A 24,202-nucleotide genomic window follows, 5' to 3' on the forward strand; every position below is an offset into this window, starting at 1 on the left:
CTTAAACCGAACTCAGGTTATTTAGTTATCATTACTTTAAAAATGTTACAAAAAAAGACCTCAAATTTTGAAGTCTTTATGTACTAAGTCTATTTCTTTATATCTGCCTTTACATCTTTATAAGTATCACTTACTGCATCAGCACCTTTTACGGCGGTTTTTTCTACAGCTTTAGCACCTTTTTTTGCAGTTTTACCAGTCCATTTTGCTCCTTTCTTCACGGCTTTTTTGGTAGCTTTTGCGCCTTTTTTAGTTTTATCGCCAACCCATTCTGCACCATCCTTTACGCCCTCGCCAGTTGCTTTCGCACCTTTGTCAACTGCAGTTCCAACAGCTTTAGCATCTTTTTTCACTTCTTGTTTTACCGTTTGAGCACTCATCGCTATAGTTACAAATGAAACCGCTGCCAATGTTAAGATTCTCTTTTTCATCTTTTTATATTTAAAATTAATATTACAATATTAGCATAAAGTAAGCCAAAAAAATTAATCAATATTTTAAATTTTAAAAATAAATTCATCTTGTTCTTTTTCAAAAGGGAAATATAATATTTTTGCAAAACTTATGGCAAAGACAAACCAATCTACCAAGAGAAAAATCCATCAGAAAAGAAAAAGCGTTTTTATAAAAAAGCGCTGGATCCTTCTGTTGATTCTTTTGGTCTCTTTGCTGGGAACGGGTTTTTATCTTAGGCAAAAGATCAATTATTATTTCTCATATTATTTAGGGAAACATTTCGAACACAAGAATCTTACGAACTCCGAAAAAGAGTCAGCGAGAATCGATAAAATAGTTGGCTTATATTCCAATCAAACTTTTGGATTCGACATTTCTCATTACCAAAGAAAAGAAGACATCCAGTGGGACAGTCTCAGTATTGGCAACCGAACGATCCCTCTGAAATTCGTTGTTCTGAGAGCAAGTATGGGAAACCGAAAATTGGATAAGAACTTTGACCATTTTTGGGAAACGGCAAAACACCACGGTCTCATCAGAGGTGCTTACCACTTTTACCGTCCGGATGAAGACCCGATAATGCAGGCCAATTCCTACCTTTCTGTTGCAAAATTAGAATCCGGTGATCTACCTCCAATTTTGGACATCGAAAAAAATCCAAGAAAAAAATCAATAGAACAATTGGTTTCCGACCTCAAGGTCTGGATCAAAATAATGGAAGAAACCTACGGCGAAAAACCGATCATCTACACTTATTACAGCTTTTACAAAGATTACCTGAAAGGCGAATTCGATGATTATCCGCTTTGGCTTGCCAATTACAATGATGTTCCTACGCCGTCACCCGATGATGAATTTCAGTTCTGGCAATTCTCAGAAAACGGAATTGTGTACGGAATTAATACCAAAGTCGATTTGGATATTTACAATGGAAATCTTTGGAGTTTGAAAATGATGACGATAGATTAATCTTTATAAATCGTCCATATTAATTCAACAATATTTTCTTGTATCTTTGTCTTAATAGAATAGAGATGGAAACAATCAAGCTAAAAATAAACAAACGTACAAGCTATGGAAAAGCACTTTTGGAATTGATTAAAATTGGGATTAATGAAAAAAAAGGTGTGGAAATAGTTGATGAGAACGAGCCTAATTCAGCAACTATCAAAGCCATTGAAGAAGTTGAAAAAGGTAAAACTTTCAAAGTGAAAGACTCCAAAGATTTATTCAAAGAATTGGGGATATGAGTTACGAAATTGAGTACACCGGAAAGATTAAAAAAGATATCAAACTGGCTCAAAAAAGAGGATTGGACTTGGAATTATTCAAAGAAGTTGTCATCCTGCTCGAAAAAAATGGAAAACTTCCAACCAAATATAAACCTCACATTTTGAAAGGTAATTTCAAAGGCTATTGGGAATGTCACATCCAACCAGATTGGCTTTTGATTTGGAAACAAGATGAAGAAATTAAACTTGTTTCTCTTACCAGAACAGGCACTCACTCAGATTTATTCAAGTAGTTTTTTACTTTTTCAAAAAACCAATCACATCTTTATTCAACTCTTCAGCCCTCTCAATAGGAACGCCGTGTGATGCACCTTTGTAGATTTTCAATTTGGAATTAGGAATTTCTGCAACGATGTATTCTGTGTGAGAACGGAGAATCAAATCGTTTTCTCCAGCTAGTATAAAAGCTTTTGCTTTGATATGGTTAAGTTGTTCCTTGGTGATTTTTGGTTCATAAATCATCAATTGAAGCAAGCGAATATCACGTTCAGGTTTACTTTCAGCCTTTATTTTCGCTACGTCTTTTTTCATATTTTCGACTTCACTTTCACCTACGCCATTAGGGAAAACGTTGGCGCCGCTTGTGATGATTCTATTAGTGTTTTTTGGATACTTGATCGCAAATTCTATCGCCGTATTTCCGCCATCCCTCCAGCCGAGAATATTGATTTTCTTTAATTTCAATTCATCCGCCAAAGCTTTTACATCATCAGCAAATTTAATGTAGGTCAAAGGATCTACTGAAGTATCCGTACTTTTCCCCTGAGCGCGCGTGTCCATCGCAATGATTTTGAAATGTTTGGAAAGCTCCGGAATTTCTTTCGTAAAAGCATCAATGCTTCCACCGTTTCCGTGAAGTAAAAATAATGGTTCGCCTTTTCCGTAAACTTCGTAATAGATATCGGCGTCTTTCAAACGCAGTACTTTTCCCACTTTTTCATTCTTTCCAAAATCAGAAACTTGGGAAAAGCCAAAAGTGAAACTACATAACAAGACTAAGAATATTATCTTTTTCATTGGATTTGATTAATGATCAAATGTAGAAATAAATCAAACTACTTTTTCACTTTCACATCAATGTTGATGGCTGGGGCTGCCAGTCCGATTTTTTCCCAATTCCCATAGAACGAACGGTAATATCCTGACCTGAAAAGTGCGCCACTCAAAGCCACTTTCCCATCCGATTGTCCAATAAACTGGATTCCAACAAAGAATTTGCCTTGAAGCCAGATTTTTTCACTGCTCACATCCACAGAAAAAGTAGAATCTTGCAATTTATCTTTAGCAATTGTGGCGATGATATCTTTATTTAAAATCAAATTGTTCGGTTTGCCATCTTTCTCATCGTAAATAGTGTAGCGAACTTTGATTGGCGTTGTAGCTTCGAATCTGGAAAAATTGATGTTGATTTTATTTATTTTCAGTTTTTTGCTGGAACTAAATTCAACCGCAGTTTCTTCCACCACAGAATTTCCTTTTTCCATATTTGGGGTAAACATCACAGATTTCGACTTGCTGTTCAAACCCAGATTTTTGTCTTTGTAATGATTTGGAGCCAAGACAACTTCCTGAATATTGGTTACTTTTTCATACAAATAAATAGTATGAGGATTCTCTTTTGCAAAATCTTCCACAGAACTTCGGAACTGTTTGTATCCGGGAACAGCGACTATCAATTCTTTATCTTTCGAAATATTGTCCAAGTGAATTTGGAATTTCCCATTTTCGTCTGTCTGAATTCCAAAACCATCATTCATAATTCCAATTTTAGCATAAGGAATTGGTTGATTATCTTCTTTTGAAAGGATAGTTCCTGAAATGGTTTGCGCCTGAAGAGCTACGAATGCGAAGACTGCAAACAGAAAGTTGAGTTTTTTCATAGAGTTTAATTTGATTGCAAACTTCTGAAATTTCCCATTTCAAATATCTCAAGGAAAGGTTAAATGCGTTTTGGTTTTCGTTAAATTTTTCTAAAGATGACAATAAAACGTAGAATCTCCGCAGCCCGGCTTGAACGGAAATCCTTTTTTGCTTGGGGATAAGCGCTGGCAAAAAGATTGGGAGTGGAAGACGGATAAAGCTGCCCAAATAATTATGATTATCTGAATTTTAAAATTTCATTTTCGTACTTTCGCAGCTGGAAAAAATTCCAGCATCTAAACTCCATCATCCAACCCAAAATGAATTACGTTTCTGCAGAAAATCTTAGCAAATCTTACGGTGTCAAAGTTCTGTTCAAAAATATTACCTTCCACGTGAACGAAGGCGACAAAATTGCCATCGTTGCCAAAAATGGAAGCGGAAAATCCACACTTCTGAAAATCCTGATGGGAAAAGAAATCGCTGACGGCGGTGAAGTGGTGATTAACAAAGACATTCAGGTGGTTTTGTTTGACCAGGAGATTGATTTTGACCCGAAACTTTCTGTGGAGGAATTTATGATGACTTTGGATTCTGCGCCAATTCTCGCTTTGAAGAAATATCACCACGCTTTGACCTCGGAAAATCCGGATGATATGGAAACGGCTTTGGCTGAGATGGAAATTCATAAAGCGTGGGATCTGGAAAATGAGATGGAACAGATTCTTTCTCAACTGAAAATCACAGATCTGTCGGCGAAAATGGGAACGCTTTCCGGTGGACAAATCAAAAGAATTGCGCTCGCAAAACTATTGACAGAAACAAGAGCAGAACATCGCCACACGCTTTTGATTATGGATGAGCCCACCAATCACTTGGACGTGGAAATGGTAGAATGGCTGGAAAATTATTTGAGTAAGGCGAAAATTACGTTGCTTTTGGTAACGCACGACCGTTATTTCCTGGATGCAGTTTGCGACAAAATCTGGGAAATGGAAGACGGAAATCTCTATCTCCACAACGGAAGTTATGCGACTTACCTCGAGAATAAAATGATCCGTGAGGACAACTTGAATTCGACGATTGATAAAGCGAATAATCTTTACAGAAAGGAATTGGAATGGATGAGAAGACAGCCGAAAGCGAGAACCACGAAATCAAAATCTCGTCAGGATGACTTCTACGAAACTGAAAAAGTAGCGAAAACCGACACCAGAAAAGAAACATTGGCGTTGGATTTTGAAATGAAAAGATTGGGAAATAAAATCCTTGAACTTAGAGATATCAATAAAAGTTATGGTGAAAAAGTATTGTTCAAAGATTTCTCATATCAATTTCAGAGAGGTGAAAAAGTGGGAATCGTTGGGAAAAACGGTGCTGGAAAATCGACTTTACTAAATATTATTCAAGGTTTTGTGCCGAAAGATTCTGGTGAAATTGAAACTGGAGAAACAATCAAGTTCGGCTATTTTGCGCAGAAAGGTTTGACCTATAAAGAGGACGAGCGCGTGATTGATTTCATTAAAGAAATTGGGGAGAATTTTCCTTTGGCTAATGGAAAAACCATCTCGGCTTCTCAGTTCTTGAGGTTGTTTTTGTTTGATGACCAAACGCAATATTCACCAATTTCGAAACTTTCGGGCGGAGAAAAACGCCGTCTGCACTTGATGTATATTCTTTATCAAAATCCAAATTTCCTGATTTTTGATGAGCCTACAAATGATTTGGATTTGCCGACTTTGACGGTTCTTGAGAATTTCCTTCAGAATTTCCAGGGAAGTTTGATCATCGTTTCTCACGACCGTTATTTTATGGACAGAATTGTGGACCATGTTCTGGCTTTTGAAGGCGAAGGAAAAATCAAAGAGTTTGTCGGAAATTTCTCCGAGTATAGAGAGAATCTGAAAAACGAAGAGAAAAATCCGAAGGTTGAAACGCCGAAAGTTGAAAAGGTTGAAGTTCCGAAAGAAACGCCTGCGACAGTTGTGACCAATCAGCCAGCTAAAAAGAAATTATCTTTCAAAGAACAGCACGAGCTGGAAACGATTGAAAAAGAAATGCCGAAACTGGAAGAAAAAAGAGCCGGAATCCTGGAACAACTCAACAACGAGTCTGACTACGACAAAATCTCAAAATTATCTTCTGATTTGGAAACAATATCTATAAAACTAGAGGAATTTGAAACACGTTGGTTGGAGCTACAGGAATAATTGATAAAAATCATTAAAACACAACACGCTGGCTTAAAGATAATTAAACATTAAAAATCCTTTTTATTTAGAATTATTTAAAATAATACTGAGAGATATCAACAGTTTGCATATTTTTGCACTGTTTTTAACAATTCTAAATAAAATATGAAGAAGTCCATCATCTCTGCAAGTCTAATTTTGTTGTCTATTTCTGTCTATTCTCAAAAAGGCGGACAAAAAGATAATGACACCATAAAAATTCAGCAAATTGAAGACGTGGAATTGCATAAAACCGGTAATCCCAACAGAGCTAAAACTGCAACTTCTAAATCCAATCTTACAACAATGGAAAATCCTCAGCCGATTTCTATTGTAACTCACGAGATTATTGAAAAACAACAAATCCGACAGTTGGCAGAAGTTATTCAAAATGTAAGTGGATTGTATCTGACTTCTGCAAGAGGAAACTCCCAGGCAAGTTTTGGAGGAAGAGGATTTACTTTCGGGTCAGAAAATCTATATAAAAACGGAGCAAGAATCAACAGTGGTGTCAATCCTGAAGTTTCCGGATTAGAGCGCGTGGAAGTAGCAAAAGGCGCAAACGCATTATTGTATGGTAATGTCGCGGCTGGTGGTATCGTCAATATGATTACAAAGAAACCAATTTTCAAATCCGGTGGAACGCTTGGTTTCTCTGCAGGAAGCTGGGATTCTTACAAACCAACGGTGGATATCTATGGACCATTGACAGAGAAAATTGCATTTCGTATGAATGGTACTTATGAAAAAGCAAACAGCTTCCGTGATGTTGTAAATTCTGAAAAATATTATTTCAATCCATCTTTCGCATTTAACATTGGTTCTAAAACTCAGATTATTGTAGAAGCAGATTATCTGAGCAATAATTTCACACCAGATTTTGGACTGGGAACATTTGAAAATCCGGACAAGAGTTATTATGTAAATACAATCTCACCAATTAATACTTTTTTTGGCGCAGATTGGCAGTATCAAAATGTGAAACAAGCGTCTACCGACATCATTGTGAATCATCAATTCAATGAAAATTGGACTTTGAATGCTGTAGTCACTTATCAGAATTATATTAAAGATTATTTCTCAACAGAGCGTACGACCTGGACTCAAAATAACAACAGATACAGATGGAGAAGAAATCTTAACAGAACCTATAACGAACAAAATTACACCAGCGCTCAGGTTAATGTGAATGGTGAATTCTACACAGGTAAAATCAACCATAAAATTTTGATTGGTGCAGATGCAGATTATTTGAAATCAGATGCTTATACTTACTATGACCCTAATCGAAGTAATGCGGTTTATGGGACGTCCTATTATTTTGGAACCAATGGCGACGCATCTGGCTATGTTTATTTTGATGACCCTAATTCTTGGAATGGAGGAACTATGCCGGCTGCCAACAAATATGACAAAACAAGAATCCCAACCAGAAGAATCGGAATATATGCACAGGATTTTATTAGCTTGACGAAAGAATTGAAAGTAATTGCTGGATTGAGATATTCTTATTTGGAGAATATGACTACTTTGGTTTCTAACTTTATGAACAATTCCAAGGTTGGTAAAGATAATTCTGCAACAGCAGACAGAGCTTTCTCCCCAAAAGCGGGATTGGTTTATATGCCTAATGACAATCTATCGGTTTTTGCAACATACACCAATTCATTCTCTCCAAACACAGGTCGTGATGTGAATACAGATACTGGTTTGAAGCCAAGTATCATCGACCAATTTGAAGTTGGAATCAAGAAAAATGTTTGGAACAATGCTGTTGCTTTCAATGTGACAGCTTACCAGATTCTGAACAAAAATTTCTATCAGCAAGCTCAGTTTTTGTCCAATGGAACTGCAAACAGCGATACCAATATCAAAGAATTTGCTGGTAAACTATTGAGCCGAGGTGTTGAAGCTGATATCACGGGAAATCCAACTAAAAATATTTCCATCATTGCAGGATTTGCCTACAACCACGCCATCTACAAAGATACACCAGAGGTTTTCGGTTATGTGGAAAAGCAAAGAGTTGCCAGAACACCTGCGACAACGGTGAATGGTTCTGTTTTCTACACGTTTGACAAATGGGTAAAAGGTCTTAGACTTGGTGGAACTTATTATTTCATCGGAGACAGACTTGCAGGTTGGAACGATACCAAAACCGGAGCGAACAGCTTGGAGGCAAGAAACGGAGTTTCCAGAATATTCAAACTGAAGGATTACAACATCTTCGATTTATCTGTTGGATATGAATATAAAAAATTCTTGATTCAAGGTAAAATAGGAAATCTCTTCGATACCCATAATTACGTTGTACATGAGAATTATTCCGTGAATCCGATTATGCCAAGAAACTTTTATGTAACCTTGACCTACAAACTTTAATAAATATCAAATCAAATTTCTAAGAATAAAAGTGGAGTCATACATTTGTCTCCACTTTTTCAAATTAATAAAAACAAGAATAAAATGGACAAAATAAAAGACACCAGAAGTTTTATGAGAATCGTTCACCGATATCTAGGCTATTTCCTTGCAGGGATCATGGTTGTTTACTCTGTTAGCGGAATTCTTTTGGTATATAGAGACACCGATTTTCTGAAAAAGGAAAACAAATACGAGAAGAAATTTGAAGCCAACCTGGATGAGAAAAAACTCGGGAAAGAAATCAAGGTCAAAGGCTTTGAAGTGGATAAAACGGAAGGTGATGTGATGTTTTTCAAACAGGGAACTTACAATATCAAAACTGGAGAAGCGAAATACAGCAAGAAGGAATTACCATTTGTGTGGGACAAAATGACCAAACTTCACAAGTCACAATCCAAAGAATCTTTGTCTTTTCTCAACGTATTTTTTGGGATCTCCTTATTCTTCTTTGTCCTGTCAAGTTTTTGGATGTTTCCGCCAAAATCTAAGGTTTTCAAACGCGGAATGATCTTCGCGGCCATTGGTTTTGTACTTGCTTTGCTATTGACGTTCTTATAAAACTTAGATTGACTAATTTGGAGTCGCTCGCAAAAGGGATGGAAGTGGTTATCCTTTTTCTTGGGAAGGCAAAAGCTGGGGCAAGAAAAAGATAGGAACGGACAGCCCGACCCGAGCGGTGGCATAGCATTGGCGAGGGATTTGCCAAAATTTTCTATATAATGTGGAAAGTTTTCAAAAGAACATTCAAGCTCCAGATGATGACGATGGCGCCGACACCGATAAACATTGCTTTCAAAGGTAATTTACCCGCTAACCTTGCGGCAATTGGTGCCGCTAGAACGCCACCCAAGATCAATCCTGCAATGAGTTGCCAGTGGCTGATCCCGATGACCGAGAAGAAGGTCAATGCGCTGGCGAAGGTAACAAAGAATTCAGTCAAGCTCACTGTTCCGATCACATAACGCGGGGTTTTTCCTTTCATAATCAAAGTGGATGTTACCAACGGTCCCCAACCGCCGCCGCCAAAGGAATCCAGGAATCCGCCAGCTCCAGCTAACCAGCCTACTCTTTTGGTTTTCTTTCTGATCTTGTTCTTTTTGAAGGCATTGAGTAAAATTCTCATTCCGAGAATGAAGGTATAAAGTGCGAGAATTGGTTTGATGATTCCCGCATATTTTTCTCCGAGATATGATAACAATAACGCACCTAAAATGGCACCTAAAACACCTGGTATCAGAATATTTTTGAATAATTTCTTGTTGATATTCCCGAACTTGTAATGGCTGAAACCCGATGCACCACTGGAAAACATCTCGGCGGTATGGATACTACTGCTGATTGCCGGCAAGGGAATCCCGATGTATAACAATGCAGCGGTGCAAGTCACGCCATAGCCCATTCCCAGAGCACCATCAATCAGTTGTGCTAAAAATCCGACGAGAAACAACCAGAAAAACCGTTCGTCTGTGTTGGCATTCAAATACTGGTACGCCACCTCCAGGTCTTTGAAACCGATGTAAAATGACAGGATATTTCCAATCAATAGAATGACGAAAGCTAGAAAAAATACGGTTGCGGTTCGTCGCCATTTTTTTTCATTGTTGATCGGGAAAATGGTCTTTTTCTCGTGCTGACCATCATCTTTCTGAAAGGTAAAATCACTTTCCGTAGGATTGTTAGGCGCAAAATATAGATTCTTGTGTTCCTTTACTTTTGAGATGATGACCTGGTCTTGCGCCGGATCTTCTGTTGCTACAATGAACAGATCAGCGATCTCCAAATATTCGTCTTTGAAATCATCATTGATAATCTTGATCGATGTATTCTCCAACAACAGATTTTTGATGTCGTCTGAGAGTCTTTTGGCCAAGACACTGATATCGGCCTCCGGAATATCCTGCATCATGTCATTAAGCTGCTCCGAGGCCAGTTTCCCACCTCCAACGATCAGGATCTTGTTTGTGGATGCGTTGATAAAAATTGGAAGTGAGATCTTTGATTTCAAAATATCAGTTTTAAATTATTGGATCAAACCTGCTCCAACGGTTACAAAGCTCGTCTCATCGATGAAGATGATCCCGCCATTTGAAGCCAGATCTTTGTAAGCATCGAAAGCGAACGGTTTTGCAGTTTTAAGTTTCAGTTTGACGATCTCATTAAGTGAAACCTGTTCTACCTCATGCTTTTCCAGGGTATTAACATCCAATTTATATTCGATATCTCTGATCACGGCTTTGGTTTGGGTGGTGTTGTTTTGAATCAGATATTTGGAACCGACCTTCAATGGTTTTTCGCCCATCCAGCAGACGAGCACTTCCAATTCTTGCTCTAATTTTGGAAGGTCATTGGATTTGACGATCAAGTCGCCTCGGCTGATATCGACATCGGTTTCCAAATGGAGGATCACACTTTGCGGTGCAAAAGCCTCTTTCACATTCTTCTGATCAATTTCTATCGCAGAAATTTTGCTTTCAGTTCCAGAAGGGAGAATGGTCACTTCGTCTCCTACTTTGTAAATGCCATTGGTGATCTTTCCTGCGTAACCACGGTAATCGTGATAGTCTTCTGACTGTGGACGAATCACATATTGAACAGGAAATCTGGCTTTTTCAAGATTGATTGTGTTTTCTAATTCTACAGTCTCCAAATGATCCAGCAAAGTTTTCCCTTGATACCAATCCAACTTCTCGGATCGGTCAACGATATTGTCGCCATCCAAAGCACTTATCGGGATATAGACCACATTGTTGAGCGACAATTGCTCTGCGATTTTGGAATATTCTTCTTTAATATTAATGAAAATCTCTTCGGAATAGTTGACAAGATCCAGTTTGTTGATCGCCACGACCACATTTGGGATGTTGAGTAGAGATGCTATAATCGAGTGTCGTCTGGTCTGTTCTATGATCCCATTTCTGGCATCGATCAGAATGATGATCAAAGCGGCATTGCTGGCGCCTGTGATCATATTCCTCGTGTATTGCACGTGACCTGGTGCATCTGCGATAATAAATTTACGCTTAGGTGTCGAGAAATATTTGTAAGCCACATCGATGGTGATCCCTTGTTCACGTTCTGCACGTAAACCGTCTGTCAGTAATGCCAGATCCAGTTCGCCGTCATTTTTGAATTTGCTGGCACGTTCTACGGCTTCCAGCTGGTCGATGAGGATATTTTTGCTATCGTATAGTAATCTGCCTATCAGTGTGCTTTTTCCGTCGTCTACACTGCCTGCTGTTATAAATCTTAATATGTCCATTTTATTAATGGTTAATTGTTAATGATCAATTGTTATTGATAAACAACTGTTAATGTGGTTTTGAATTGCTCCATAGCCCTGATGGGAACGGCATCCTTTTTTGTTTTTTTGTACTTAATGCTAATCAGAAATACAAGTGTTCTAAAAAACAAAAAAGATACAGTGGACAGCAGGTTCCCGGCTCCTAATTATAATTGATGATGGATAATTGATAAATGATTTTGAGAATTTGCTTGCGATTTAATCATTCATCACTTATAATTTATCATTAATAATTAAAAGTAGCCTGCTTTTTTGCGGTCTTCCATTGCGGCTTCGGAGGTTCTGTCGTCTATTCTGGTTTCGCCCCTCTCGCTGGTTTTGGTGGTAATGATCTCGGCGATCACTTCTTCCAGATTTGCAGCGTTGGAAAGGACTGCTGCGGTACAGGTCATATCGCCAACGGTTCTGTAGCGGACTTTTTCGGTGGTCACGACATCGCTTTCCTCGAGATTGACGAACTCGTTCATTGCGATGAACTGGCTGTCATAGTTGAGGACTTCTCGCTCGTGGGAAAAATAAATCGATGGTAATTGGATGTTCTCTTTCAGGATGTAATTCCAAACGTCGAGCTCTGTCCAGTTGCTGATTGGGAACGCTCTTACCTGCTCGCCTTTGTGGATCTTACCGTTGTAGGTATTCCATAATTCTGGGCGTTGAAGCTTCGGGTCCCATTGTCCGAAATCGTCACGAACCGAGAAGATCCTTTCTTTAGCCCTGGCTTTTTCCTCATCCCTTCTTCCACCACCGATGCAGCAGTCGAATTCGAATTCTTCGACGGTGTCTAGAAGTGTGAAGGTTTGGAGTGCGTTACGGCTTGGTAATTTCCCTTTTGGTTCGGTCAAACCTTTCTCTCTTATGGTATCTTCTACTTTTCTTACGATTAGTTTTTCGCCGATCTGTTCGGCCAATTGATCACGATATTCCAGAACTTCGGGGAAATTGTGGCCTGTATCGATGTGAACCAAAGGAAACGGGAATTTGCCTGGTCTAAAAGCTTTGAGTGCTAAATGAACCAACGTAATGCTGTCTTTTCCGCCGCTGAAAAGTAAAGCCGGGCGTTCAAACTGTCCTGCAACTTCGCGGAAAATATGAATGGCTTCGGACTCTAGCTGCTCTAGATAATCCAATTGATATTTTGACATTTTAATTTTTCTTAATTGTTATTTATGAACATGGAGACCACATTCTTTTTTGTTGGCATCTTCCCACCACCATCGACCTGCGCGGAAATCTTCGCCTGGCTGGATCGCTCTTGTACACGGTGCACAACCAATGCTTACGAATCCTTTGTCGTGAAGGATGTTGTAAGGAATTTGTTTTTGTTTGATGAAATCTTTGACCTCTTCTGTTGTCCAGAACAGGATCGGATGGTACTTTATGATCTGGTTGGACTCATCCCATTCAAATTGCTGGAGATTTTCGCGATCTGGCGAATGTTCTGCCCGCAGACCTGTGATCCAAACTTTGTTGCCTTTCAACGCTCTTTTCAAAGGATGGACTTTTCTGATCTCGCAACATTTTTTCCTGTTGTCAACTGAAGTATAGAAAGAATCGGAGCCTTTTTCCTGAATGAATGGTTCCAACTCCTCATAATCCGGATAATAGGCTTTGACATTGACTTTGTACTTTGACCTTGTTAAATTCCAGGTGTTGTAAGTGTCTTCGAAAAGGCGGCCAGTGTCCAACGTAAAAATATTGATCCCAGTATCTTTAACAAAATCTGTGATGACCTGATCTTCCATGCTAAAACTTGTGGAAAAGCAGATCTCTTCGGGAAAAAGGTCGGTAAGTTGATTCAAAACCTCTTCAATAGAATTGTTCTGAATATTATTTTCAATTAGACTTTGATATATCGATTTTAAATCTTCATTCATATTTTTAATCGTTGCTTGCTGCAAAGTTAATGATTAGAACATATCTTACCAAATTAGTATAATATGAAATGCAAAAAGACTCAATTAATAAAATCTTTTTACATCTATTTCGGAATCAAGATCAATTTGACTTTCCAGATAATCAAACATCACTTTGGAAAAATAAGTTCCGTTGAGCACACCTCTTGCTCCAAGACCATTGAAAATATGAAGATTTGTGAACTCTGGATGTGTACCCAGAATTGGTCTCCTATCATCGACTGTGGCTCGGAAAGCTGTTTTGATTTTGCTTATGGAATAATTCCCTTTGTAAAAAACCTGAAGTCCTGTTTCCAATTCCTCTACGAATTCGGGGTCGATTTCTTCTGTCTGATCAAAACGATCGTAAGTTCCACCACAATAAAATCGCTTATCTGACAGTGAAAATAGGAAGTGTTTTTTCTTGATGATGTATGGATCAATTGGTTCATCAATCTTAACTTCCAGGCAATGCCCTTTGTTCGGTAACACAGGAATCTGATCAAAATAAGGATTATCCTTCGTATGGATGCCTTCGCAGAAAACAATTTTCTTGAACTGGAAATCTTTGTAAGTGGAATTTTCTGTATCGATAGAATCATGATCAAAAGAATCATTAATGATAACTCCTTTTTCATCAAAGTATTGAAACATATCTTTAAAAAAATTCTCCACATCTATTCTGCAGGAATTTTTGACAATACCGGATTCAAGCGGATTTTCGACAGAATCCAATGTGATAAAATCAGGATCTAAGAATGGTTTGAGGTCATCTTTATTTGAGTTTTTGAGCCACTGTTTTTTTTCTGCTTCATCGTGGAAAATTCGGGCAACAGGTTCATTGATGATATAATTCTTTCCAGTGTAGGATTCTATCTCGGAGAAAATCGTTTCCAAATAATCCATTTGTTCTTTGGACTTCCAGAACGTGCTGAATCTTTTGAGGATGACCGGATTACAAACGCCTGCAGAGATATGTGACCCGGAGATTTGCTCTCCATTAAAAATAACAAAAGACCTGTTCTCCTTCTGCAACTGATGTGCAAGAAAAAAGCCTGCAAAACCACCTCCAACAATAATATAATCTACCTGATCCATAAAAATAAAAAACCTGAGTAAAGATACTCAGGTTTTTCTATTTGGAATATGAGAAATCTTAGTAATTCCACATATCATTTTCCATTTGTAGGATCTGTGCTTTGATCCTGTCGCTTTCGTCCAATTGGCCGTCCGCATCATTCGGGATGTACTCGTCAATGATACCACTTCCACCTCTTCCAAGACCGTTGTCTGCCTTATAGATCACAGCTGAGAATCTTCTTGCATTAAGAACATCGTCAAAAGTGATATCAGAAGTCGAATTCTTAGCGTTGAAGATGTAGTTACTAGACAATACCTGTCTCGCATCCGGATAATAGATCCAGAAAAGATCAATTAGATCACCTTCTTCATTTAGGATAGAAGGGTCAAGAGGCGCTCCAGATTCTTGCATCTGTTGTGCTCTTTCGGCTTTCAATATCGCAGCATTCGGATCTTCTCCCATGGCAGCAATACCTAGCAATCTGTATCTAAGTTGTGTATCTCTTTTATCGATATACCACATTCCCATTAACTTCAATGCTTTAACTTTCTCAGTTTTTGTTTCAGAGAATCCAACATTAGCTTCGATATCGGACTTCTTGATCTTATACCAAGATCCGTCCAAGTTTACCAACATTGTTCCCGGTTCAATAGCGGGTGCTTTGGATGTTTTTTTAACAGTCTTTTTCTTTTTTCCTTTACCAGTAGTTACAGTTTCTTCTGTAGGCGCTGGTTGAGCAGAACCGTTAAATTCCAAAACGTCGGCTAGTCTTGTGGAATATTTCATGAACATTCCGTTCACTTGCTTGTTATCAGTACCTTTCAATGAAGTAAAATACTTTAATAAGCCTTGAGCTTCTGAATCTGAAATCTTATTCGCATTCAATGTTTCGATAAAATAATTATCTACCATTGGAACAGACGTTGCAGCTGCAATACCTTCAGGTGTAAGCCTAGTTGTAAAATCATCACTTGAATATACTTCTTTTATCTTACCTGAATTAACAGCGTCCAATAAAATTTGATATAGCGATTTGTTTTGTGTTACAAGACCATCACTGTTATGATAAAAAGGCTGATTGATCTTATCATTCATATCAATTATTTCCCATACAACCATACTTCTCAAGATGTCTTTATCTTCGATAAATCCATATTTAAGAGGTGTAATACTATCTTTCTTAACCTCACGGTCTTCTCGGAATGTTTGAGGAGAACCAGCATTAAGAATGCTACTTTGTCCAAAAGCCATCGTTGAGGAAAGACAAATTAAACTATATATAATCTTTTTCATAATAATTATTGAAATATAAAATCAATAAGCTAAAAATAACTTTTTAAAATAAATTAAAGTACACTGATCACAACACCTCCGATATTAGGAAGTACTACGCCACTTAAACCTTGTGCTGTTGCCTGAACATCAAATATTGCGATGTTGTCTCCTGCTCTCAAACCTTTGGTCAGAGATTCTACTGGAGCCAATGAGCTACCATTAACAGACATTACTGCTTTTCCAGGAACTTTCACCTTGAAACTAACAACGTTGAAAGAAACAGGGAAGTCAAAATCCTTCAGTGTTGCAGTCAAAGTTTGTTTGGATATCATGTTTGCAGGCATCACATCATAACTCTTACCTCTGATCTCACCTCTTGGTGGCGGGATATTTTTAACTCTAAATTTGAAAGGTTGAGAGATCATCTTTCCGCTTGGAGATTTTCCAGCGATTGTAAGTGTCACCTCGTTTCCACCAGCTGGCGTTACGTTCCATTTTCCTCTTCCTCCACTTACAGATGCACCTGCTGCAGACAATGTAGTCGCTTCAAGATTGGCACCTAAAATAGATCCAGAAACTGGATTAGATAAACCTCTATACAGAACATTCATTTTGTCCGCTGCTAAGATGGCTCCACTTTGTTCTTTCAATGCTTCTGCACCAGAAACTACATTTAAAGTATGAGCGTAAGGTAATGTATGAACTTTACCATTCTTATCCGTGAATGAAATTTGACCTTTTAATTCCTGAGTTCCTACAGCTCCTGTTGCAGGTGTAATGATACCTTGACCATTTACGACTCTAGCACCAGTGATCGCTAGACCAGGAACAGAACTTGCGAAAGTTCCAATTGCCACTTTGATCTCAGCAGGCTCACCTTTCATTACTGAACTAGGTCCAGAAACCAAAGCTTCATAAGCATCAAATTTGATATCAGCATCTACTTTCTCTTGCAACATAGATGTCAATGCATCTGACTGTAAGTTTCTTGCTTCTGACTGGATCACTTCTAGATTTGATAATGCAGCAACCAATGGCTGATTATAAAATTTGTATTGCGTCCATCCTTTGTTTGCTCTTTTGTCTCCTTTTGGAAACTCAGCAACCATCATTTTGTTTGCTCTTGTTGCAACATCCTTTAACTGAACATTACTTCCAAAAGTTGTTACGATATATTGTCTTAGCGCATCTACTTTAGTTTTCAACTCATTGGATTGAGGCGATAAGGTTTTCTCGTCACCATCTTTAAAAAACGTAGTTGTAGATGGTTCCGTATTATTTAGTGCTGTAAAACTTTCCTCAACTGGAATCGAAGGATCCGAATTATATTCAGCTTCAGTACTCATTTTGTTTTTAAGACCATCAATAAATCCAACTAGATCATTTGTTTTTGCTTTCAGTTCTTGATATTGAACAAGCATAGGTCCATAAACTTCTGGTGATGATACAGCTTTTGCTTTAAGCGTAGCTTCGAAAATCTTATCATTCTTATTTTCTACCATCAATCTGGTATCCGTAAGAGACTGATTGGTATCTTTATATGATCTGATGATCTCCTGATCGATCTGCATCGCTAGCATCGCGATGAAAACCAAGTACATCAGGTTGATCATCTTCTGACGTGGTGTCTGTTTGCCTCCTGCCATTTTAATAAATTAAATTAATTGTTAAACAAAAATTAAAATGATAGTGATTAAGACTTCATTGCGCTAAGCATACCACCATAAACTCTATTAAGATTATTTAGATTACCAGTTAGGCCTTGTAGTTCTTCGTTGAATTTTTCAGAATGTGCTGCAGATCTTTGGATATCTTCAACATATTTTTTACTGTATTCTGATTGTTTTTGACCTTGCTCCAATTGAAGTGCATACAAAGCATTCATACTTTCCAAATGAGAAGCAGCCAGGTTAAGTTGCTCGTTATATTTGTGAGTAGAAGCAGAAACGTCTACAGTTTGGTTGATCTGATCTACTGAAGAAGAGAATTTATCAATTCCTCCTCTTAGTCTTTCGAACAAGCTTACGTCTAGTTTGGCATCAGCCAACATCTTATCTAGTTTGTCTGATAGAGACACTTCCAATTCTTTGTTTTCAACCTTAGCTACAACTTTTCTAGGTTGTCTTTCTGCAGTTTCGTCTAATAATTCTGGGTAAACATTTTCCCAAGCATAGCTTTCTTCAGATTTTGGTGGATCGAATGCAAAAAATAGGAAGATCAACGCCTCAGTGATCAAACCAGCTGCAAGAGCTACGTTACCAGTAATAGGGCCAAGACTCCAGTGGGTCATTTTGAATAAAGCTCCTAAGATTACGATAGCTGCACCAAACGAATAAACAAAATTCGTGATTGAATCTTTAGTTTTAAACATGTTCTTTTAAATTTTTAGTTAGTAATAGTTAGTTAATTATTTAGTTGTTCTTTTAAATTTTCCGGCACCTGAAGGGATATCTTGAACTGTTCTGAATCCAACATAGCTTCTTGCAGAATCTTTTCTCTCCCAATCTCTGTAGCCTGTCATCAATAGATAACCTACATCTTTCCAAGATCCACCTCTTACAGTTTTCTTAGCTTCTTTGTAAGCTTGGTTTGAAAGATAAGGGTTCAATGTTGAAGAGAATTCGTAAGTAGAATTGCTGTATGGCGACTCGGTCCATTCGGAAACGTTACCTGCCATATCGTACAATCCATAACCATTTTTAGGGAATTTCTTAACTGGCGCAGTATAAGTATAGTTACCTTTTTTCTCATCTTCTATGTAAGAACCTCTTTTTGGTTTGAAGTTTGCCAAGTAGCAACCTCTATCATCCTGTAAATAAGGACCTCCCCAAGGATAAGTTGCATTTTCGATACCACCTTTCGCAGCATATTCCCATTCTGCCTCTGTTGGAAGACGGAATCTCATTGCTTTTTGTTTTTTCTTCTTTAGGCTGCTGTTATAATCAGATTTGATCTTTGTTTTGAAGTCACAAAATGCTCTCGCCTGATCCCAAGTAACTCCAACTACAGGATATTCTCTGTAAGCCTGGTGCCAAAAATATTGATCGAATAAAGGTTCGTTATAAGCATAATTGAAATCCTTCACCCAAACAGTTGTATCTGGATAAACCGCAATACTCTCTTTTTTCAGATAATTTGCACCTCTGTCTTTATCTTTTACAGCAGACATTACATCTTCCCATTGATAATTATATTTGATCTTAGACCAATCTATAATTCTCTCGTTATTGATTCTTTTTTCTGCGGGTAGATACATAGATTCCAAGACCTCTGCATATTTTTCGTCAGGATAAGCAGAAGTATTATAGGTCAATGGCACTTTTTTATCTAATTTTTTAGACTCATCGTATCCATCTCTACCTCCCTGAGACTCAAGGAATTTTTGATATGGGGACGCTTCGTCGCCAGTTTTCTTGCCTGCGTAAGCGTAGTCAGCAATTGACCCACCATCTCCGCCTTCTTCGCCGCCACCTTCTCCTGCTGCCTCAGCTAATAAACCTCTGGCAATAGAATCTCTTACAGCATTGATGAACAATCGATACTCAGCATTGGTGATCTCTGACTCGTCCATGAAAAAGGAAGATACTGTAACAGTTTTTGGCATTGCTTTTTCTGGAGTGGCAGCAAAATCCTGATCGGCCATACCCATTACAAAAGAACCACCTGGTATTGGAACCATTCCATAAGGTCTTTCTGCAATAAATGACTTTGATGATCCTCTTGGAACCAACTCTCCCTTAATACCGGGATTGCCTGTTATACCTTTCCCACCACCTTTGGAACAAGAAACAATAACCGTTGTTGACAATAATATTAGTAATATCCTTTTCATCTATTTTAAAGAAATTAAGCGGTAAATATATAATTTTTTTTATGAATAATTATCAAATTTTATTCAAAACGTAATTTGTTAAAGAATATTTCACAAAGCATGAAATTATTCTACAGTTACTGATTTTGCGAGGTTTCTTGGCTGATCCACATTGGCTCCTCTTTCAACAGCAATATAGTAAGAAAGCAGTTGTAAAGGTACTGAGGCTAAGATAGGTGAGAAACATTCTGAAGTCTCTGGAATTTCTATAATATAGTCTGCCATAGCAGCAACCTGCGTATCTCCTTTGTTGATAACTGCTATTACAATTCCCTTTCTAGCTTTGATCTCTTGAACATTACTGACAATTTTATCATAATGTCCAACTTTTGGAGCGATGATAACAATCGGCATATTCTCATCTATCAATGCAATTGGCCCATGTTTCATCTCTGCAGCTGGATAACCTTCTGCATGGATATAAGAAATTTCTTTAAGTTTAAGTGCTCCTTCCAAAGCCGCTGGGAAGTTGTAACCTCTTCCTAAGTATAGGAAATTGGTTGCATCTGCAAATTTCTTAGCAATACCTTTTACAACCTCATCAACAGAATTCAAAACCTCTTCTACCTTTTTAGGAATGGATTCCAATTCGGTGATCAATCGCATGAAATCGGCTTTACCCAAATTACCATTGTGGTTTCCTAATTTGATGGCAATCAAAGACAAAATGGTCAATTGTGCTGTGAAAGCTTTTGTGGAAGCGACACCAATCTCTGGTCCAGCATGCGTGTAAGCGCCTGCATCCGTATATCTTGCGATAGAAGAATCTACCACGTTACAAATTCCAAACACGAAAGCACCCCTTTCCTTAGCAAGTTTGATAGCTGCCATAGTATCGGCAGTTTCTCCAGATTGTGAAATTGCAATTACAACATCCTTAGAGCTGATGATAGGATCTCTATATCTAAATTCTGAAGCATATTCTACCTCCACAGGAACTCTTGCAAACTCCTCGATTAGATATTCTCCGATAAGGCCTGCATGCCAAGACGTTCCACAAGCAATGATGATGATCCTTTCTGCATTGGTCAATCTTTCAAGATGGTCCCAGATACCTGCCATTTTGATGATTCCTTCCTCTGCCAGCAACCTTCCTCTCATTGTATCAAGAATAGACTTTGGCTGTTCGAAGATTTCTTTTAACATGAAATGTTGATAACCACCTTTTTCTATCTGTTCTAGATTAAGTTTCAATTCTTGAATGGCGGGCTCTATTTTGGTATTTTCTTTAATAGTTCTGATATCAATACCTGACTCAAGAGATATGGTAGCCATATGGCCTTCTTCAAGATAAACGGCTTCTTTTGTAAATTCAACAAAAGGAGAAGCGTCGGATGCAACAAAATACTCATCTTCACCGATGCCAACGGCCAATGGTGACCCTAATCTTGCAATGACCAGTTGTCCTGGAAAATCTTCATGCATTACGGAAACAGCGTATGCTCCATAAACTTCATTCAAAGCATATCTAACAGCTTCTGGGAAATCCAATGTCACCTCCTTATCCATAAAATACTGGATCAGGTTGACCAATACCTCTGTGTCTGTTTCTGATTTGAACTCAAAATCTTTATTGATAAGCATTGTCTTTATCGTATCATAGTTCTCTATGATCCCATTGTGAACCAATGCTATTTTACCATTGTTTGAAAGATGTGGGTGAGAATTGTTATCACTTGGCACGCCATGTGTAGCCCACCTTGTATGTCCCATTCCAATTTTAGAAGTGCTTTTCAACGCTTTAGAAATTGCAACGAGATCGTCAACTTTACCTTTGGTCTTTTTAACTTCAAATTCTCCTTTATCGGTTTCTAAAACAACTCCGGCACTATCGTATCCCCGATATTCTAAACGACGCAATCCATTGATAACAATGTCATAAGCATCACGAAAACCTGTATATCCAACAATTCCACACATAATTTATTTGAGTTTTTATTTTTGAGTAAATATTAATCTTAATTGAGCCACATTAGACTTTATATCGATTTCTTGTCCCGTACTACCTGTATCAGTCCCTTTAAGTACAATACGATAAGGATTATAAGCTCTTGTATTATAATCCTGCCCTAAAAGCGTACCTGAACTAGAATCGACAAGATAGCTTCCAAGATTGATAACAAAATCTTTATTCTTAGTAGGGTCAAAATTTTCATCTTCGATTATCGTTTTCAAAGATGCAGTAATGCCAATATCATAAGAAGCATTGTTAGCTGACAAGTTTGCTGTTTTGATCAACGAATATCCTGCATTGGCCAAACTTGTCATATCAGGAAGAAATCCCTTCAATAGTCTATCTTTGACCAACATGTTGGAAGGTTTCTTATAAGTATTATCCCAACTAGCATCGTTATATAATCTGATTTTCGCAGAAACAATCCCAATTTTTTTGTCTTTGTATTCTTTTCTTAATGCTTCAAGTGTAGCTGCAGGAATTCTAATTCCGAAACTTGCGCCTCCCATTCCCTGAGCATAAATTACAGCAGCAGGCGTTACTGGCAAATCCACATTTTTAAGATTTTCAACTTTAACTGCGGAATTCATATCTGTAACATATTGTGCTGGCCTATTGTAAGTAATACTGCTTAAATGGACATTTCCAGAACCTAGATTTAATGTGGTCTCCGCTTTTGTACGTGTTACTACATTATCTGTGGTGACATCATTTTTGTAGTAGATTGTGATACCTGCATCATTTGGTGCCATAGAGAATAGGTAACCATCATTTTCCACGACAGAAATACTGATCCCTTTGAAGTATCTGATGAAAGACGCAGCATCTTTAAGAACCTGATCTCCCTTCTTAGCAATGATCTTGTTCTGAAAAAAAGCACTATCCAGTTTCATTCTGTAAGAAACAGATCTGTTAAGTAATTCAGAAGCATCGGAATCTTTTGTAATAACAACAGAGTTAACTGTCCCATCAAAAGCTTTTGATCCAATTTCTGCTCCAAGAGCTACTGCCTTATTTGAACTAAGAGAATCTGAAGTACTTCCTAAGAAATCGTTCACCTCATTGACCTTGATGGTAAACTTGGTTTTCTCACCTGCTAATTTGTAATTACCATATTTACTTACAGGATATGTTGTCACCACTTTCTTGGCAGCAACTTCCCCATCAGGATAAATATAATCTTCCTTGGTTGTGGTATCAACGGAATCAGTTTCATATCTCGGCTTCAAGGTCAAGACCACGGAGTCAATAACCGGGTTTGTGCCGAAATCAGGATCATAGGTATTCAACCTAAGCTGGGTGATGTAGGACGCTTTCTGACCTCCAAAAACAGATTCACTGAAAGCTCCAATTCTCACACTATCCAGTCTTGATGCATCTGCACGAATTAGATCAGAATTATCAATATTATATGCAATAAGACTATAAGCTTTGTCATAACCATCAGCTGCATTTCCATCTACCAATTGGGACCCTAGATTATCCAGCTCTCCTTCACAAGAATTCAAAACTACAATTCCCATTGCGAGGAACGGGATCATCTTCATCAACGTTTTTATCTTTATCATTATAAAAAAATAGTAATTAATAAACTGTCGCTATAGAATCAGCATTCAAGTAGTCAGACTTCTCTGCATTTGCTTTTCCATAAGCTTCTTCTAGTTTTTCCTCCAAAAACTCATTCCCTTTTACGATGACATCCACGTATTGCATACTGTCATTCACAAAGTTTAGGAAGCTTGGATTATCTAACGATTCCAACCCAGAAATATTATCGAAGGCCAAAACTTCTTTCGTATTGCTATTTAATTCAATATCATCTTCGTTATAAACGGAAAGTACAATTTTGGTATCGTTGAAATAGGTGTCGTCTTTGTAATAAGTCTTCAAGTAAATAGGAATTAGAGAGGACATCCAGCCATTCAGGTGGATCACATCTGGAACCCAGTTTAGTTTTTTGATAGTTTCGATAACGCCTCTTGCAAAGAAGATAGCTCTTTCGTTATTATCTTCAAACGCTTTTCCTTCGTCATCGTGATAATATTGCTTTCTCTTAAAATATTCTTCGTTATCGATAAAATAAACCTGCAGACGCTCACCTGGCAAAGAGGCTACTTTAATGATCAAAGGTTGGTCTAGGTCATTGATGATAATGTTCATCCCGGAAAGTCTGATCACCTCGTGAAGTTGGAATTTCCTCTCACTTATCTGTCCGAATCTGGGCATAAAAACCCTGACATCGTTACCACTTGCGTGCATTTTCAGCGCCATTTTGTGTACCAAACTTCCCATATTAGTATCTTCTTGGTACGGGAACATCTCTGTAGTAACGTATAAAATCTTTTGATTAGGCATAAAATTTACTTTTGATGAAGTATAAAATCTTCATTTTGCAAAATTACAAAAAATTAAATCAAAATTTTTATTTTCATTAATATTAATACTTTCAACTAAAAACCTCTAATTATCAATTCATTACCACTTATAAATTGTTAAATTTTCACATATTTTAAATCATCTTTGATAGCTAAATCTTATTATTAATACCCGTAGTGCATTATAAAA

General features: G+C 37.7%; 21 protein-coding genes. 6 read left to right on the forward strand and 15 right to left on the reverse strand.

Going from position 1 to position 24,202, the window contains the following annotated elements; genetic code table 11:
- Positions 1-89: 89 nt before the first annotated feature.
- The gene (locus AXA65_RS17235) at positions 90-431 is read right to left on the reverse strand and encodes a hypothetical protein (RefSeq protein WP_063971297.1); all 342 of its coding nucleotides are present in this window, start codon (positions 429-431) and stop codon (positions 90-92) included.
- A 133-nt stretch (positions 432-564) separates the two neighbouring features.
- Between AXA65_RS17235 and AXA65_RS17240 the strand changes: the two genes are divergently transcribed.
- From AXA65_RS17240 to AXA65_RS17250, 3 genes are all read left to right on the forward strand, one after another.
- Positions 565-1,425, forward strand: coding sequence for a GH25 family lysozyme (locus tag AXA65_RS17240; RefSeq protein ID WP_063971298.1), 861 nt, complete (start codon positions 565-567; stop codon positions 1,423-1,425).
- Positions 1,426-1,490: 65 nt separating this feature from the next.
- Complete coding sequence (locus AXA65_RS17245) at positions 1,491-1,706, forward strand: hypothetical protein (protein ID WP_063971299.1); 216 nt, start codon at positions 1,491-1,493, stop codon at positions 1,704-1,706.
- Entirely contained in the window at positions 1,703-1,981 is a 279-nt protein-coding gene (locus AXA65_RS17250) for a type II toxin-antitoxin system YafQ family toxin (RefSeq protein ID WP_063971300.1), read from the forward strand. The genes AXA65_RS17245 and AXA65_RS17250 overlap by 4 nt, the downstream gene beginning before the upstream one ends.
- 4 nt (positions 1,982-1,985) lie before the next feature.
- On the opposite strand, the gene AXA65_RS17255 is transcribed toward AXA65_RS17250, so the two are convergent.
- Together AXA65_RS17255 and AXA65_RS17260 are read right to left on the reverse strand one after the other, a co-directional pair.
- Positions 1,986-2,765, reverse strand: a complete 780-nt coding sequence (locus AXA65_RS17255; protein ID WP_086048258.1) for an alpha/beta fold hydrolase — start codon at positions 2,763-2,765, stop codon at positions 1,986-1,988.
- Positions 2,766-2,803: 38 nt separating this feature from the next.
- Positions 2,804-3,628: a carboxypeptidase-like regulatory domain-containing protein gene (locus AXA65_RS17260; protein ID WP_063971301.1), complete on the reverse strand. Its 825-nt coding sequence runs from the start codon at positions 3,626-3,628 to the stop codon at positions 2,804-2,806.
- Positions 3,629-3,928: 300 nt separating this feature from the next.
- Here AXA65_RS17260 and AXA65_RS17265 point away from each other — a divergent pair, with 300 nt between their 5' ends.
- The 3 genes from AXA65_RS17265 to AXA65_RS17275 all read left to right on the forward strand — a co-directional run bounded on the left by AXA65_RS17265 (position 3,929) and on the right by AXA65_RS17275 (position 8,821).
- On the forward strand, positions 3,929-5,818 hold the full coding sequence (locus tag AXA65_RS17265; RefSeq protein ID WP_063971302.1) for an ABC-F family ATP-binding cassette domain-containing protein: 1,890 nt from the start codon (positions 3,929-3,931) through the stop codon (positions 5,816-5,818).
- 147 nt (positions 5,819-5,965) lie between these two features.
- Positions 5,966-8,221 carry a TonB-dependent siderophore receptor gene (locus AXA65_RS17270; RefSeq protein WP_063971303.1) on the forward strand — a complete coding sequence of 752 codons (2,256 nt, stop codon included), beginning with the start codon at positions 5,966-5,968 and terminating at the stop codon, positions 8,219-8,221.
- Between the two features lie 84 nt (positions 8,222-8,305).
- Entirely contained in the window at positions 8,306-8,821 is a 516-nt protein-coding gene (locus AXA65_RS17275; RefSeq protein WP_063971304.1) for a hypothetical protein, read from the forward strand.
- Positions 8,822-8,975: 154 nt separating this feature from the next.
- On the opposite strand, the gene AXA65_RS17280 is transcribed toward AXA65_RS17275, so the two are convergent.
- The 12 genes from AXA65_RS17280 to AXA65_RS17335 form a co-directional block, all read right to left on the reverse strand.
- Entirely contained in the window at positions 8,976-10,268 is a 1,293-nt protein-coding gene (locus AXA65_RS17280) for a TSUP family transporter (protein WP_086048259.1), read from the reverse strand.
- Between the two features lie 15 nt (positions 10,269-10,283).
- A complete protein-coding gene (locus AXA65_RS17285; protein WP_063971305.1) occupies positions 10,284-11,522 on the reverse strand; it encodes a sulfate adenylyltransferase subunit 1 in 1,239 nt (412 codons plus the stop codon).
- A 275-nt stretch (positions 11,523-11,797) separates the two neighbouring features.
- Complete coding sequence (cysD, locus tag AXA65_RS17290; protein ID WP_063971306.1) at positions 11,798-12,706, reverse strand: sulfate adenylyltransferase subunit CysD; 909 nt, start codon at positions 12,704-12,706, stop codon at positions 11,798-11,800.
- A gap of 18 nt (positions 12,707-12,724) precedes the next feature.
- Positions 12,725-13,438: a phosphoadenylyl-sulfate reductase gene (locus AXA65_RS17295; RefSeq protein ID WP_063971307.1), complete on the reverse strand. Its 714-nt coding sequence runs from the start codon at positions 13,436-13,438 to the stop codon at positions 12,725-12,727.
- 84 nt (positions 13,439-13,522) lie between these two features.
- On the reverse strand, positions 13,523-14,554 hold the full coding sequence (locus AXA65_RS17300; protein WP_063971308.1) for an NAD(P)/FAD-dependent oxidoreductase: 1,032 nt from the start codon (positions 14,552-14,554) through the stop codon (positions 13,523-13,525).
- Positions 14,555-14,612: 58 nt separating this feature from the next.
- Positions 14,613-15,830, reverse strand: a complete 1,218-nt coding sequence (gene gldN / locus AXA65_RS17305) for a gliding motility protein GldN (RefSeq protein WP_086048260.1) — start codon at positions 15,828-15,830, stop codon at positions 14,613-14,615.
- A 53-nt stretch (positions 15,831-15,883) separates the two neighbouring features.
- Positions 15,884-17,458 carry a gliding motility protein GldM gene (gene gldM / locus AXA65_RS17310; protein ID WP_063971310.1) on the reverse strand — a complete coding sequence of 525 codons (1,575 nt, stop codon included), beginning with the start codon at positions 17,456-17,458 and terminating at the stop codon, positions 15,884-15,886.
- A gap of 47 nt (positions 17,459-17,505) precedes the next feature.
- Positions 17,506-18,183, reverse strand: a complete 678-nt coding sequence (gene gldL / locus AXA65_RS17315) for a gliding motility protein GldL (RefSeq protein ID WP_063971311.1) — start codon at positions 18,181-18,183, stop codon at positions 17,506-17,508.
- A gap of 36 nt (positions 18,184-18,219) precedes the next feature.
- Positions 18,220-19,644: a gliding motility lipoprotein GldK gene (gene gldK, locus AXA65_RS17320; RefSeq protein WP_063971312.1), complete on the reverse strand. Its 1,425-nt coding sequence runs from the start codon at positions 19,642-19,644 to the stop codon at positions 18,220-18,222.
- A gap of 105 nt (positions 19,645-19,749) precedes the next feature.
- On the reverse strand, positions 19,750-21,603 hold the full coding sequence (gene glmS / locus AXA65_RS17325; protein ID WP_063971313.1) for a glutamine--fructose-6-phosphate transaminase (isomerizing): 1,854 nt from the start codon (positions 21,601-21,603) through the stop codon (positions 19,750-19,752).
- Positions 21,604-21,618: 15 nt separating this feature from the next.
- Positions 21,619-23,205, reverse strand: a complete 1,587-nt coding sequence (locus AXA65_RS17330) for a DUF4270 family protein (protein WP_228391708.1) — start codon at positions 23,203-23,205, stop codon at positions 21,619-21,621.
- A 16-nt stretch (positions 23,206-23,221) separates the two neighbouring features.
- The gene (locus AXA65_RS17335; RefSeq protein WP_063971315.1) at positions 23,222-23,992 is read right to left on the reverse strand and encodes a glycogen/starch synthase; all 771 of its coding nucleotides are present in this window, start codon (positions 23,990-23,992) and stop codon (positions 23,222-23,224) included.
- Positions 23,993-24,202 lie beyond the last annotated feature (210 nt).

This window comes from Chryseobacterium sp. FP211-J200 (genome assembly GCF_001643375.1).
Classification (GTDB): Bacteria; Bacteroidota; Bacteroidia; order Flavobacteriales; family Weeksellaceae; genus Epilithonimonas; species Epilithonimonas ginsengisoli.